Below are 14,738 nucleotides of genomic sequence, written 5' to 3'. Positions count from 1 at the left end.
TTAATTGCTGATGTTTATGCATGCACTGATGGCTTCTCCGTCTCTTCCTCTTCAATGCTGTGTGATGCAGGTTTCCTCCTGGATAAGAATGTATACATCGCCGGTATTACAAATAGTGTCAGGATCAGTGAGAACACGATACCACCCACTATCACAATACCCAATGGTATACGGCTGGTGGCTGCAGCGCCGAGCGACATTGCAATAGGCAATGCGCCAAGTGCCATCGCCAGGCTGGTCATCAGGATGGGACGCAGACGCATGGCAGATGCTTCAATAGCAGCCCTGGACCTGGTATATCCTTCATCGCGTTTGTGGTTGGCAAATTCCACGATCAGGATACCGTTTTTGGTAACAAGGCCTATCAGCATGATCACACCGATCTGGGAGAAGATATTCCATGTCTGGCCAAATAACCAGAGCGAGAGCAATGCCCCTGCGAAAGCCAGCGGTACTGTTATCATGATGATCAAAGGATCGACCCAGCTTTCAAACTGTGCGGCCAGTACAAGGTAGATCAGCACCAATGCCAGTATCAACGCAAACATCGTGTTGGATCCACTTTCTGCATAGTCGCGGGAAGAACCTGCCAGTGCATACACATAGTTGTCGTTCAGCACACCTTTCTGCTTCAGGCGATTGTAGATGCCATACATGGCATTGATACCATCGCCGATGGTTTTACCAGGTGCGAGACTGGCAGAGATGGTAGCAGATTTATAACGGTTGAAGTGATAAATAACAGGAGGACTGGTCTCTTCATCTATCGTCACTACGTTGTCCAGCTGAATAGCTTCTCCACGGCTGTTACGTACATAGATATTCTGCAGGTCAGTTGGTTTATCGCGTGCGCCACGGTATACCTGTCCCATTACCTGGTATTGTTTACCGTTACGTATAAAGTAGCCATAGCGCAGGTTACTCAGCGCAAGCTGTAAGGTTTGTGATATATCGTCTACAGATACGCCCAGCTCACTAGCTTTGGCACGGTTGATCTGGATACGCAGTTCTGGTTTGTTAAATTTCAGATCTACGTCAACAGCTGCGAAAGTAGGATCGTTGTTGGCTTCTTCCAGGAATTGCGGCAGTGCTGCAGAGAGGCTGTCAAAGTTGATGTGCTGTAATACGAAAGCAACAGGGAGGCCGCCACGGCGTCCTACCTGGATGGTCTGTTGTTCGATGGCAAAGACTTTACCTTCCGGGAAACGGAACATGTTACGGTTTACCATGTTCACGATCTGTTTTTGCGAACGATCACGTTCCTTAGGTTCTGTGAGCACCACATTCGCAAAGCCGGAGTTTACCGCGCCACCGCCAAAGCCGGGAGAAGTAACAGTGATGAGGATCTTTTTTTCCGGAATGGAATCGATCATGAACTGCGTAAGGCCATCCATGTAACTATCCATATAATCGTAGGAAGTACCTTCAGGAGCCGTAATGGACAAACGGAACTGGCTGCGGTCCTCTATTGGAGCCAGTTCTGAGGGCAGCGTCTTAAATATAAGGTAGATGAGCGCAAGGCAGGACAGTACTATCAGGGTAGCTATCCAGCGCATGCGCATGAACGCTTCCAATGCCCGCTGGTAGCCGGATTCCATGCCTGTGAAGAAAGGCTCTGTCTTTTCATAGAACCAGGAGTGTTTATGCGTTTTACGGCCGAGCTTTACGTTCAGCACCGGTGTCAGCGTCAGAGATACAAAGGCCGATATCAGTACGGCGCCTGCTACAACGATCCCGAATTCCCTGAACAGTCTTCCCACAAATCCCTGCAGGAATACGATGGGCAGGAATACGAAAGCCAGTGTGATGGAGGTGGCAATTACCGCAAAGAAGATCTCTTCTGACCCTTCCTTGGCGGCTTTCATACGGGGCATCCCGGCTTCTATCTTTTTATAGATATTTTCCGTCACCACAATACCATCATCCACCACCAGCCCCGTGGCCAGTACTATTGCAAGTAGTGTCAGGATGTTTATCGTAAAGCCGCAGAGATACATAATGAAGAATGCCGCAATGAGGGATACAGGAATATCCACCAGGGGACGGAAGGCCATGAGCCAGTCGCGGAAGAAGAGATATATAATGATGATCACCAGTACCAATGCCACGATGAGGGTTTCTTCCACCTCTTCAATAGATTTCCGGATAAACTTAGTATTGTCGATAGCAATGTTGGTAGTGATATCATCCGGCAGGTCTTTCTTCAGCTGTTCATAACGTTTATAGAACTCATCCGTTATAGCCACATAGTTAGAACCGGGCTGCGGTGTTAAAGCGAGCGCGATCATAGGAACGCCGGATTCCTTAAGGATAGTTTCCTCGTTTTCCGGGCCGAGCACGGCCTGGCCTACGTCGCGAAAGTGGATCACATTACCATTTTCATTTTTGATGATCAGGTTATTGAAATCATCTTCCGTGTTTAAACGGCCAAAAGTACGCACAGTCAGTTCGGTCGCATTACCAGCTATTTTACCTGAGGGCAGTTCCACGTTCTCCTTAGCAAGCGCAGCCTGTACGTCTGTAGGTGTGAGGCTGTAGGCCGAAAGGCGGGCAGGATCCATCCAGAGTCGCATGGCGAATTTCTTTTCCCCCAGTATGCGGATGGAGCTGACGCCGGGAATGGTTTGCAGTCTTTCCAGCAGTACGTTGTTGGCGTATTCGGTGATTTCCAGCTGATTGCGCACATTGCTCTGCACTGTCATAGACAGAATATAGTCTGAGTTGGCGTCTTCTTTTGATACAACCGGTGGTGCATCAATGTCCGGCGGCAGGCTGCGGAGGGCCTGCGATACCTTGTCGCGTACGTCGTTGGCCGCAGCTTCGAGGTCAATGCCCAGTTCAAACTCGACGGTAATATTGCTGGAGCCCTGGCTGCTGGAAGAAGAAATATTTTTGATACCGGCTATACCATTGATCGACTTTTCCAATGGTTCGGTGATCTGTGTTTCGATGATATCGGAGTTGGCGCCTGCATAGGAGGTACGCACGTTCACGATGGGGGGATCAATGGCGGGAAAATCCCTTACCCCCAGGAAGTTGAATCCCACCACGCCGAATATCACGATGATGATATTCATCACGATGGCGAATACGGGTCGTTTAAGCGATAGAGAAGGGAGACTCATTGAAGTATATTTAAGGTTTGCAGACTTTGGCCGGCAAACACGTTGTTATTATATGAATAATGGACCTGTCTATTTAATCTCGTTGTATTTAAGCACCATCCCTGGTCTGAGCTGCATGATACCACTTGTGATCACAGTATCGCCGGGCTTGAGGCCGCTGGTGATCTGTACATTGTCCGCATTGCGGATGCCTGTTTCTACTATTACAAATTTCGCTTTTCCGCTGTCTGCGATAGCTACTTTTTTATCGCGTGTACCTGGAATAACGGCCTGTGTAGGTATCATGAGGGCATCAGGCATATTTTTCAGTGAGACCTGCACGCGGGCGAAGGCGCCGGGGAATAATTTACCGGCATTAGGCACGAGGGCCCTTATTTTAATAGTGCGGGTAGAGAGATCGATCTTAGGGTCGATCGCATATATATGACCTTTATAAGTTTGCTGATCGCCGGCCACCTTAAAGTCCACCTGGTCTCCCTGGTTGATGGCTGTACGGTATTTCTCCGGAACGGAGAAGTCAACTTTCAAGGGGTCCAGCTGCTGGAGGGTAGTAATAATAGTGGTAGGTGTTACGATAGCGCCAAGGCTGATGTTACGGAGCCCCAGTCTGCCGGAAAAGGGCGCCCGCAGTTCTGTTTTCTGTAACTGGGTACGTGTATACTCGATATCGGCGCCGTAGGCGCTTACCTGGTTGCGGGTAACATCTACATCCTGGCGACTGATACCATTGATCTTTAACAGATTCTCCTGTCTTTCGAGGGTTGTTTTAGCCAGTTGGCGCTGCAGTTCCAGTTTTTGTAACTGCGCTTTCAGATCTTCATCGTAGATCTTTACCAGCAGGGTACCTTTGGAGACCTGCGTACCTTCTTTAAAAAAGAGACCTGTAACACGGCCGGTGATCTCTGCCTGTATCTGTACTTCTTCATTGCTTTGCAGTGTACCGCTCGCTTCGATGGTTTCATTCAGAGAGGTGGTTTTAACCACATAAGCATCCACCAGGAGGTTTTTGGCGCCACCCGCTTTACCGCCACCAGCAGCTTTGTCTGGTGCTTTTTCTGCTTTTTTCCCCGGAGTAGTTGCTTTTGTGATAATAAAACCGATAACGACAGCAGCCACTATCAGGAATAAAACCGTCTTCAGGATCTTCTTATTGCCAGCCATGTGCTTGTATTAATTTAATATAGAAGGGATAAATCCGGGCAAATTTAATAAATGGGACTACTGCTAGGGAAGTTACAGTGTTAATTAAAGTTAATTGCGTTTTTCCGGTATATAGGTGGCTGATTAGGCTGTTGAGTGGCAATATTCACTCCAGGCCTCAATAACCGCATATATATGGGGGCCTGAAACCCCTTTAAGGAGGCTTTTTTACAGGAAAAGCCGCTTTACCGTTATTAATAATAATGTGCCAAACCCTTGATGGGCGCTCGTTTCATTGATCTACAACTAAAGTATATGACGTAAAATTTGCGTGCGTTCTTGTCAATTCAATAAAAATTATATTTTTGCACTCAAGTTTTAAACCAAAAACACTTAAAATTATGTCAGACATTGCATCAAGAGTTAAAAAGATCATTATTGACAAATTGGGCGTTGACGAAGCCGAGGTAACTCCTGAAGCCAGCTTTACCAACGACCTGGGCGCTGACTCTTTGGATACGGTAGAACTGATCATGGAATTCGAAAAAGAATTCAACATCTCCATTCCTGACGAACAAGCTGAAACTATTACTACTGTTGGCCAGGCAGTTGCCTACCTGGAAGAACATGTGAAATAATCCTACTTAATCAGATTTGTTTTAATGCAACCAAGACGAGTAGTCGTTACAGGTTTAGGCGCACTTACACCGCTCGGCAATTCTGTTTCCGATTTCTGGAAGGGATTGACGGACGGTGTATCCGGTGCCGGCCCTATTACACTTTTTGATGCTGCCAAGTTCAAGACCCGTTTTGCTTGCGAACTGAAGAACTTTGACGCTACCAATTTCCTGGATAAAAAGGATGCCCGCAAGATGGATCCTTTTACGCAGACGGCCGTTATAGCCGCTGACCAGGCCGTACAAGATGCCGGGATTGACCGCAATACTGTTAATACAGACAGGGTTGGGGTGATCTGGGCTTCCGGTATTGGCGGTATGATCAACTTTTGCCAGGAAATGAAAGAGTTTGGTCAGGGAGACGGAACTCCCCGTTTCAGTCCTTTCCTGATCCCCCGCTTAATTCTCGATATCGCAGCCGGGCATATTTCCATCCGCCACGGATTCAGAGGCCCTAACTTCTCAGTTGTTTCTGCCTGCGCTTCTGCTACAAATGCTATTATTGAGGCTATGCTGTACATACAGTATGGCAAAGCAGATGTAATGATCACCGGAGGATCAGAAAATGTTATTAACGAAGCCTGTATAGGTGGGTTTAATGCCATGAAAGCCCTTTCCGAAAGAAACGATGACCCGGCAACTGCTTCCCGTCCCTTTGATCTTGACAGAGATGGCTTTGTCATGGGTGAAGGCGCCGGTGGGCTGGTGTTAGAATCCTATGAACATGCGACGGCAAGAGGTGCTAAAATTTACGCTGAACTGGCCGGAGGCGGTGCAACTGCAGATGCCTATCACCTTACAGCGCCACATCCGGAAGGATTAGGTGCAATGAATGTAATGCGGCTAGCCTTGGCAGATGCGGGAATGCAACCCCATGATATTGATTATATTAATGTGCACGGAACTTCCACTCCTCTCGGAGATGTAGCGGAAGTAAAAGCGATACAACAGGTTTTTGGGGAACATGCTTACAACATGAACATCAGTTCCACAAAATCCATGACCGGGCACCTGTTGGGAGCTGCGGGAGCAATCGAATCCATAGCAGCAATTATGTCTATAATACATGGCATTGTACCTCCTACCATCAATCATTTTACAAAGGATCCCGAACTGGATCCCAAATTAAATTTTACCTTTAACGTCGCACAACGTAGAGAAATCAACGCTGCATTAAGTAACACCTTCGGATTTGGTGGCCATAATGCATCAGTTATTTTCAAAAAATTTGTTGCTTGATTGTGTGAAATTACTGCCAGGATTTTTATATCGATTCGTTCCTAAAAAAAGGAGCCTTTACAAGGACCTTTACAATTTGCTGGGGTTTGCCCCGGGCAACTTCTCATTGTATGAGGTAGCACTCAGCCACAGGTCCAGCAAGGAAAAATTCCTTGAAAGCAATGAACGCCTGGAATATCTTGGCGATGCAATACTTGGCGCTATCATCGGCGACTACCTCTTCAAAAAGTATCCTTACAAAACAGAAGGTTACCTGACCGAAATGCGGTCTAAGATCGTTAACCGTCAGCAGCTTAATGATATTGCTATCAAAATGGGTCTGCGTAAACTGACCATCTACGATAAATACAACAGCTTCCTGAAGATCAGCCAGATCTTTGGTAATACCCTCGAAGCACTGGTCGGCGCTGTATACCTGGACAAAGGTTACAACAGGACCAAACAATTCGTACATCAACGCCTTATCGTTCCCTACATCGACCTGGAACAGCTCGAGAATGTAGAGATGAACCATAAGAACAAGTTGTACGGATGGGCCAATAAACACGGCAAGACCCTGGAGTTCGACCTGCTGGAAGAACAAATGGACAATGGCCGTCGCATATTCACCGTAGGCGCCGTGGTAGATGGTGAACTGATATGCAGTGGCAAAGCCTTCAATAAAAAGGACGCCAGCCAGATAGCCGCCCAGCAGGCCATTGAACTGTTAGGTCTCGGCGAAAAATAATCAACCGGATTTATAGTCTGCTGTACTAATAGTCAGCTGTATTTATAATCGACATATTAATAATCAGCCGTATTACTTACTTTACAGGTTGCCGCAGGATCGTTCTCATCCTTTCCGGCGCTGTTTTGCGCGGATCTGAAAGATAGATCTCGTGATGTCTGCCATTCCACGTCAGGCCTTCCTTCTTCATAAAATCTTCCATTACTTTCAATGTGGCCGGTTCTTCGGAATAGGGCCCGGTATGCAGTATCTGCACACTTTTTCCTTCTGCCAGCGCAATCAGCGATACCTGTTGTAACAGCGGCAATTGTTTCTTCACGAATGCCGCTTTTAACGTTTGCTGCACCACCGCGCTGACCACATAATCCGGCATGCGGATCAGTAATTGCCACTGCCATTCCTCCCTGGGTACTGCAAGCGGATTGTGCGTGTTGGTGTTCACCCACCAGGTGCCTTCCAGTTTGCTGACAGTAAAATCCTGCCCGGATTGTTTGTATATATTTTTTATGCTGTAAGCGGCAGTATATAATGCCTGCGTACTGGCAGCAAACAGGGGGCCGTTGGGGTCTCCCTGGCCATTGATGGCAATGTAATGACCGGCAGGCACGAAGATAATTGCCGGCTGCGCCTGCGCAGTATAAAGCGCTTTATGCAGGCTGATAAGGTCTGTTTTTGACATAGACATTGTTTTAGTATAACATGGGTTAGTATTGCGTTTAATCTTATGCGTTATAACGCACGTCTTCTCAGACAGCGCGAACTGGTGCACGCTACCAATAACCAGCAATAACCAGTGGCACCATAAATGTAGTTTCATCAGTAAAGCATTATTTTACTGATACAAAGAAAAACAGGGGAAGTGACAGCCTTATGTCAGGAGTGAGCGCGGGGTTCTAAATAATGTTGTTTTATTTCCATTGCCAGTATCTGCATCCTTTCCGTGAGCTCGGCAGGTGCAATAATTTCAGGTGCTGCACCCCATGTAAGCAGCCAGCGGCCGAACCATATGAGGCAGGGCGCCATAAAGGTCATTTCGGTGCATTCTCCCACCGTCCGCTCTTCGATGAGGCCATAATAGAACTTCTGATCTCCTATACGACGGGCAAATGCAGCCGGGAAGCGGACCTTCACCTCATGGGGCTGTGTGTCGTATTCGCCATATTTATCTATATACTCTTTGAGGGTAATATGCCGGTTCCTGTCGTAGGTCTCTGCAGAAACGGAAACGTTCTTAATACGGTCCATCCGGAAGTTCCGGTAGCCATGCCGCAGGCGGCACCAGGCAATCAGGTACCAGTTGCCACTCATGAAAATGATCCCGATCGGTTCTACCTCTCTTTTCGTAAGTGTCTCATTATGAAGGGCAAAATAATCCAGCTGGAGTATCTGCTGCTTGCCCAGCGCGTATTGGATGTCAGAAAGAAAACGGTTGGGGAATTCTTCGCCCACCGGCGGACGACGGCTCACCACCGCAATATTGTCTTCCAGCGATTCGAGGAAATCTTTTTCGCTGCCTCTCAGTACAGCCTTGATCTTCTGCATGGCATTACTGAATTCCTTCCTGTTGGAATGGTCACTCAGGTTGGCCATCAGCTTTTCACCGGTCAGCAATGCAGCGGCCTCTTCCCTGCTGAACATGACAGGGGGCAGGTGGTAGCCTTCCACCAGGTAATAACCTGTACCTGCTTCTGCGCCTACAGGCACGCCAGCTTCCTGGAGCGCCCTGACGTCCCGGTATACTGTACGAAGGCTGATGTCGAAACGCTCCGCTATTTCGGCGGCACGTACTACTTTTTTGCCCTGTAGCTGGATAAGAATCGCAGAAAGACGGTCAATCCTGTTCATATGACGGCAAGTTAGAATAAAAATGAAAAAAAATCCGGGGGCGATTAAACTTCCGTTATAATAGCCAGTCTTAGATACAACAAATATTTGAGGGAGACATTTTCGGAGCACGATATCGGTGATGACAGACAGGAATAAATTGTTCTTTCCCTGGAAAATATTTAAAGAATTTGATGCTACAGTACAGAATATAGGTTAAATGGTAAGCCCCTGCAATTTTTTGCGGGGGCCTGTTTTTTTATGCCAACCACCATCCCATACTGAAACCGGGCTACTTCGCATAAAAAAACCGCAGCAGCACCAACCGCGATCCCTGGCTACTTCGCATGATACTCCGCAGCAGCGCAGAGCAACTCCGCATAACACCCCCGCAGATCCGCCAAATTATTTAAAATCATTAACTTACGATTAACAGATAGCAGACTGATTCATCCTATTTTTGATATAGCAAAATTCAAATGAGTTTTTTAATGGTTAATTTGGGGAGGGCCTGATTTTCATCAGGCCCCTTTTATTTTCTGCCTGTATCATTAAATTTTTATAGCTTGTACTTTAGATGCAATAGCCTGAACTGTTGTACCTTAAACGAGGAAAGTAAATTGGCGGGGTCCGAAAATATCAACCGTGCATCCATAGCGGACCACGAGCTGTGGATAGCTTTTAAGCAAGGAAATAAAGAGGCCTTCAGTGAAATGTACCAGCGATATGCAGGTACCTTATATAACTATGGCTATCACCTTGTACCTGATGCCGCCCTGGTACAAGATGCCATGCAGGACCTGTTCGCCGACCTCTGGCGTACCCGTCATAACCTGTCAGACACCAGCTCTATCAAATATTACCTTTTCAGGTCTTTACGCCGCCGTTTGCACCGGATGGCCGATATCAGGCCGGTACCCGCTATCACTCCCCTGCAAACAGAATCTATCGAAGAGCTTAAAATAAAAACAGAAGAATACCTGTTGCTGTCACAGCGGCTGCAGCAACTGATGTCCCGCCTGCCCGAACGGCAGCAGGAAGTGATCCGCCTGCGTTTTTACGATAATTTCAGCTGGGAAGAAATAGCCGGCATCCTGCAGATCAATGAGCAATCTGTGAGAAACCTCGTACAACGCGCTATTGTCAAGCTACGTGAAGGATGGAAATAGCGAAGGACATTTGGGCATCACCAGGACGAGTGACACAACATTATTCAAAGATGACCGGCTTCCGGTAAATCAAAAGCAGCAAATAAATTTTTCAGGAAAAGTGAGTTAAAACAACGCACACCTGTCTTTATAATTATAATTACTGTCGGAAAGGCATTTAATGCTATGGATTATTCAGCATACGATACAGCAGATTTTGTCTGTGACGATTCTTTTGTGGCATGGGTAAAGGAAGGTAAGGATAGCGCTCACTGGGAACAGGTGATAACACAACACCCGGGTAAGCAGGAAGTCATGTTACAGGCAAGGGCCATTATTCTGGCAGCAGCACAGCTACCGGCCTTTCAGTTGAAAGAGCAGGAACAGCTAAAAATGTGGAATGAGATCAGCAACCAGATAGATACTACAGCGGCAGCACCTGTAAAGAAAAGCCGTTCTATCTACTGGTATTGGGCCGCAGCTGCAGTATGTATCATGGCAGGGGCTGCCCTGTGGTGGATGCGCCCGGAGAAAGAGCCGGCAGTGGTATATACCCGTTTGCTGCGGGAAGCAAAGCTCGAGGGCAATAAACGCATAGAGGAAGTAAATGAAGGAAAGGAGCTTCGCACGGTGAAATTGCCCGATGGCAGTTCCGTGGTGTTACAACCGGGCGCCAGGATAAGCTACCCGGTATGCAGGGGAAGCAATTGCAAACGCGAAGTATACCTTTCCGGCGCTGCATTTTTCGAAGTGTCGCGTAATACCCTGCAACCTTTCATTGTATATGCAAATGAAATGGTGATCAACGTACTGGGTACCAGCTTCCGTGTGAAAGCATATGATGCCGACAGCCTCGTGGAAGTATATGTAAAAACAGGAAAAATAGCGTTATCAGTACAGCCATTGGGAACTAAGGTAGTCTCCAATGTTTCAGCCAATCAGCAGGCTATATTGCAGAGAAATACACTTGTCGTATCGGTACAGTCGTCCGGGCAATATCAGGCGGACCCGCAGGCCCCGGAGCCAATCACTTATTCTTTCGTATTCAATGATGCTCCGGTAGATAGTGTTATGAAGACAATTGAAAACGCCTATGGTGTGCACATTCACTATGACAAGGCCTTACTGGCGGATTGCAGGTTGACCGCGTCACTGACCGACGAACCACTATATGAAAAGATACGCCTGATCTGCAGGGCGCTGGAGGCGGAATGTATCATTGAAGGAAATGATATCACCCTCTCAGCAAAAGGATGTCATCGTTATTGAAAACTAAACCAGGATCTAAAATGAACACTAGCACTTAATGAAAATAGCCAGCGGTATGGCCGTACCACTGGCTATGACTAATGTCACGTTGCCTTATACCCGCTCCACTGGGATAAGACAGCCCTTCTATTTCCCATTATTAAGGAACACAATCCAAGTTATGAAAAAAAGATTACGAAACCGTGATTTAATCTTTCACGTTACGCGTACATGTGCCTGTCAGCTGCTGCTTGCAGTGTTGTTTACCACCTTCGCCTTTGCAGGCACCAGCAAAGCCCAGGAAATACTCCAACAGAAAATTTCCCTGGAGCTGAAGCAACAGCCAATCGGCAAAGTCCTGAACCAGATAGAGAAGCTGGTCGACGTTAAATTCCTTTACAGTTCTTCACTGATCCAGTCAGACCGCAAGGTGGATGTAGTGGCCGAAAATGAAACATTGGCCAACATCCTGAATGGCTTATTATCCCCTTTGCAACTACAGTACCATGTGTCTGGTCGTCAGATCGTGCTAAATCGATTACGCGCCCCTGCACCGGACCCCGGTATGCAGCCGGTAAGGATCAGTGGTAAGGTGACTGACGATAAAGGTCAGCCACTGCCAGGCGTCAGCGTAAAACTAAAAGGCACTTCCACCGGCGCTACTACAGATGCCGGCGGCGCCTATGCTTTCAATGTGCCTGCCTTAAGTGGTATCCTGGTATTTACTTATGTTGGCTTTGCCTCCAAAGAGATCGAGATCAACGGTAAAGATAATGTGAATGCCACACTGGAAGCCTCGTCCACATCGCTCGGCGATGTGGTGATCGTGGGGTACGGCGCACAGAGAAAAGAATCGCTGACAGGCGCTATTGCTTCTGTTACCAGTAAAGACCTGAACGGCATACATGCGGGCGCTACCGTTAGTGCCGGCCTGGCTGGTAAAATAGCAGGCGTATCTTTCCGCTTTTCTGATGGCCGCCCCGGCGCCAGCGCCTCTATACAGATCAGGAACATGGGCAATCCCTTGTATGTAATAGATGGTATTCAGCAGGATGAAGGCCAGTTCAATAACATCGCGCCCAACGACATTGAAAGCATTACCGTGCTGAAGGATGCTTCTGCTGCCATCTACGGTTTGCGTGCTGCCAACGGCGTGGTTGTAGTAACTACGAAACGCGGTAAACTGGGTAGTCGTAACACCATCAACGTAAACGTTTACAGAGGCTGGCAGAACTGGACGCGCTTTCCTAAAACGACCAATGCCTATCAGTGGATGGTGGGTAAAGCAGATGCCGACATGAACCAATATGGCAATACCTCCATCACACAGGCAGAGCTGGATAAATGGAAACAGGGAACAGAGACCGGCTATAAAAGCTTTGACTGGTATAAGTTCATCGTAAAAGGCAATTCTCCGCTTACACAGATGAACCTCAATTTTACCGGTGGTTCTGAAAGGATCAACTACTACGTATCTGCTACGCATCTGAAACAGTATTCAGTGCTTGGAAGAGAATTCACATTCGAGCGTACCAACGTTCAAAGCAATATAGAAGCCCGCGTGTCCGATCGTTTTAAGATCGGTGCGCAGATCAACGGGCGTGTTGAAACCCGCGATCAGCCAGGCGTACCGGGTGGTGATGACTATTGGGCTGCCCGTTTTGCCATACTCCGTAACCGGCCTACCGAGCGCGCCTACGCCAATGATAATCCTGAATATCCCAATGACATTGGCCACAACACAGAGAACTGGGCTGTGCAGAATAAGAAATTGTCCGGCTACTGGCGCAGTGACTGGCGCGTACTACAATCCAACCTGACAGCCGAATACCAGTTCCCGCTGGAAGGGCTGACAGCAAGGGGGCTGTTCTCTTATTACTATGCCAATGAAATTATGAACGGGCATGAATATACTTACAAGGTATATACTTTTAACCCGGCAGACAGTACCTATAATGTAACAGGCGGTAGCTCCAATCCTTATCGCGAAAGACGCAACAGGACTATCCTCACACCTACTATCCAGGTACAGCTCAATTACAATAAAGTGTTCGGTCAGCATACCGTTGGCGCTACACTGGTGGCTGAGCGCATTAAAAGAAGGGACCTGAGCTCTTATGTGCATTCTGTGCCCAATACCAATCAGCTGCCATTGATCTATTTCTCCACAATGGATACTTACAATGATGCTGATGGTACTGAAGCCCGCCTGGGTTATATCGGTCGCCTGAACTATAACTATGCCGGCAAATACTACCTCGAGGTGTCTGCCCGTCGTGATGCTTCCTGGAAATTTGCGCCCGATAAAAGGTGGGGTACCTTCCCCGCTATATCTGGTGGATGGCGTGTAAGTGAAGAGAAGTTCTTCAGCTTTGTGAGCCGTAAAGTGCTGAGTGAACTGAAACTCCGTGCTTCTTATGGAAAGCTGGGTGATGATGATGTAGGCATTGGCCCGTACGACTACCTGGCCGGTTATAACTACAACGCCTCTACTGTGATACTGGATGGAAATGCGGTAATCGGCTCCGGCAATAAAGGCGTTCCGATCAGGAACATTTCATGGTTTGTGAGCAGGACCCTGGATATTGGCCTTGATTATGGTTTCCTGGACAGCAAGATCACTGGTGCTATAGACGTTTTCAACCGCAGAAGAACAGGACTGCTGGGCGCAAAATATGATATACTGGTGCCCAGTGAGCTGGGCTATTCCCTCCCTTCTGAAAACGTGAACAGCGACCAGGTAGCAGGTATAGAAGGTTCCATTGCATGGTCTACCAAAATTCAGAAAGTGGCACTGAATATAGGCGGTAATATCTCTTATGCCAGGAATAAATCACTGCATACTTACAAGCCGGTATACAACAACTCCTGGGATCACTACCGCAATTCTGTACAGGAAAGGTTCAGTAACACTTTCTGGGGATACGAGGTGCAGGGACAGTTCCAGTCGCAGGAAGAGATCAACAAGTACCCTGTGAACGTGGATGGCGCCGGCAATAAAACATTACTGCCTGGCGATCTTATCTATAAAGACCTTAACCACGATGGCCTGATCAACGATATGGACATGCGTCCCATCGGCTATGGCACAGGCAGAAACCCAATTGTGAACTTCGGTCTGAACTTCGCGGCTTCATGGAATGGGTTTGATGCACGCATTGATTTCTCCGGTGGTGGCGGTTATTCCTTCAACCGCGACTGGGAAATGCGTAACCCTTATCAGAACGGTGGTAACCTCCTGCTGGACCTGTATGAAGATCGCTGGCACAGGGAGAACCCGCTGGATCTGAACAGCCGCTGGATACCAGGGAAATATCCTGCGCTTCGCTTCAATAATCATGATCACAGCAGCTTTAACAGGAACTCCGACTTCTGGCTGGTGAATGTAAAATACCTCCGCGCCAGAACCATCGAATTGGGATATACCCTTCCCAAAGACCTGCTCAACCGTGTGAAAATAGAAAGGGCCCGTTTCTATGTGAACGCCTACAACCTGTTTTCTATCGACAACATGAAGGGCATCGGTATTGACGCTGAGATTGTGGACGATAACGGTCTTACCTATCCGCAGAGCAAATTTGTGAACATTGGTTTTGAACTTTCTCTCTGA

Annotated in this window: 10 protein-coding genes; 6 read left to right on the top strand and 4 right to left on the bottom strand. The window is 47.6% G+C overall.

The window, feature by feature from the left end; all coding sequences use genetic code 11:
* Nucleotides 1–14: 14 nt before the first annotated feature.
* Nucleotides 15–3,125 (bottom strand): efflux RND transporter permease subunit, encoded by a 3,111-nt coding sequence (locus MYF79_RS01895; RefSeq protein WP_247812302.1) that lies wholly within the window; start codon nt 3,123–3,125, stop codon nt 15–17.
* Between the two features lie 69 nt (nt 3,126–3,194).
* Nucleotides 3,195–4,286, bottom strand: coding sequence for an efflux RND transporter periplasmic adaptor subunit (locus MYF79_RS01890; protein ID WP_247812301.1), 1,092 nt, complete (start codon nt 4,284–4,286; stop codon nt 3,195–3,197).
* A gap of 380 nt (nt 4,287–4,666) precedes the next feature.
* Between MYF79_RS01890 and MYF79_RS01885 the strand changes: the two genes are divergently transcribed.
* Genes MYF79_RS01885 through rnc form a run of 3 tightly spaced genes read left to right on the top strand, consistent with a single transcriptional unit; the run spans nt 4,667 to nt 6,908 of the window.
* Complete coding sequence (locus tag MYF79_RS01885) at nt 4,667–4,903, top strand: acyl carrier protein (protein ID WP_012788038.1); 237 nt, start codon at nt 4,667–4,669, stop codon at nt 4,901–4,903.
* 24 nt (nt 4,904–4,927) lie between these two features.
* Nucleotides 4,928–6,181, top strand: a complete 1,254-nt coding sequence (fabF, locus tag MYF79_RS01880) for a beta-ketoacyl-ACP synthase II (protein ID WP_247812300.1) — start codon at nt 4,928–4,930, stop codon at nt 6,179–6,181.
* 4 nt (nt 6,182–6,185) lie between these two features.
* Nucleotides 6,186–6,908, top strand: coding sequence for a ribonuclease III (rnc, locus tag MYF79_RS01875; RefSeq protein ID WP_223233164.1), 723 nt, complete (start codon nt 6,186–6,188; stop codon nt 6,906–6,908).
* 76 nt (nt 6,909–6,984) lie between these two features.
* Here the strand turns inward: rnc and MYF79_RS01870 are convergent, their stop codons facing one another.
* Complete coding sequence (locus tag MYF79_RS01870) at nt 6,985–7,587, bottom strand: GyrI-like domain-containing protein (RefSeq protein ID WP_247812299.1); 603 nt, start codon at nt 7,585–7,587, stop codon at nt 6,985–6,987.
* 194 nt (nt 7,588–7,781) lie between these two features.
* Nucleotides 7,782–8,753, bottom strand: coding sequence for a helix-turn-helix transcriptional regulator (locus tag MYF79_RS01865; RefSeq protein WP_247812298.1), 972 nt, complete (start codon nt 8,751–8,753; stop codon nt 7,782–7,784).
* Nucleotides 8,754–9,352: 599 nt separating this feature from the next.
* Between MYF79_RS01865 and MYF79_RS01860 the strand changes: the two genes are divergently transcribed.
* From MYF79_RS01860 to MYF79_RS01850, 3 genes are all read left to right on the top strand, one after another.
* Nucleotides 9,353–9,901 (top strand): RNA polymerase sigma factor, encoded by a 549-nt coding sequence (locus tag MYF79_RS01860; protein ID WP_247812297.1) that lies wholly within the window; start codon nt 9,353–9,355, stop codon nt 9,899–9,901.
* Between the two features lie 165 nt (nt 9,902–10,066).
* On the top strand, nt 10,067–11,149 hold the full coding sequence (locus MYF79_RS01855; RefSeq protein WP_247812296.1) for a FecR family protein: 1,083 nt from the start codon (nt 10,067–10,069) through the stop codon (nt 11,147–11,149).
* Between the two features lie 160 nt (nt 11,150–11,309).
* Nucleotides 11,310–14,738: a TonB-dependent receptor gene (locus MYF79_RS01850; protein WP_247812295.1), complete on the top strand. Its 3,429-nt coding sequence runs from the start codon at nt 11,310–11,312 to the stop codon at nt 14,736–14,738.

Source organism: Chitinophaga filiformis (assembly GCF_023100805.1).
In the GTDB taxonomy this organism is placed as follows: domain Bacteria; phylum Bacteroidota; class Bacteroidia; order Chitinophagales; family Chitinophagaceae; genus Chitinophaga; species Chitinophaga filiformis_B.
This window is presented reverse-complemented; position numbering and strand designations above follow the sequence as displayed.

Bases quoted from the DNA above. Each gene is read 5' to 3' on its own strand.
- MYF79_RS01895 (WP_247812302.1), bottom strand. From the start codon at position 3,125: ATGAGTCTCCCTTCTCTATCGCTTAAACGACCCGTATTCGCCATCGTG.
- MYF79_RS01890 (WP_247812301.1), bottom strand. From the start codon at position 4,286: ATGGCTGGCAATAAGAAGATCCTGAAGACGGTTTTATTCCTGATAGTG.
- MYF79_RS01885 (WP_012788038.1), top strand. From the start codon at position 4,667: ATGTCAGACATTGCATCAAGAGTTAAAAAGATCATTATTGACAAATTG.
- fabF (WP_247812300.1), top strand. From the start codon at position 4,928: ATGCAACCAAGACGAGTAGTCGTTACAGGTTTAGGCGCACTTACACCG.
- MYF79_RS01870 (WP_247812299.1), bottom strand. From the start codon at position 7,587: ATGTCAAAAACAGACCTTATCAGCCTGCATAAAGCGCTTTATACTGCG.
- MYF79_RS01865 (WP_247812298.1), bottom strand. From the start codon at position 8,753: ATGAACAGGATTGACCGTCTTTCTGCGATTCTTATCCAGCTACAGGGC.
- MYF79_RS01855 (WP_247812296.1), top strand. From the start codon at position 10,067: ATGGATTATTCAGCATACGATACAGCAGATTTTGTCTGTGACGATTCT.
- MYF79_RS01850 (WP_247812295.1), top strand. From the start codon at position 11,310: ATGAAAAAAAGATTACGAAACCGTGATTTAATCTTTCACGTTACGCGT.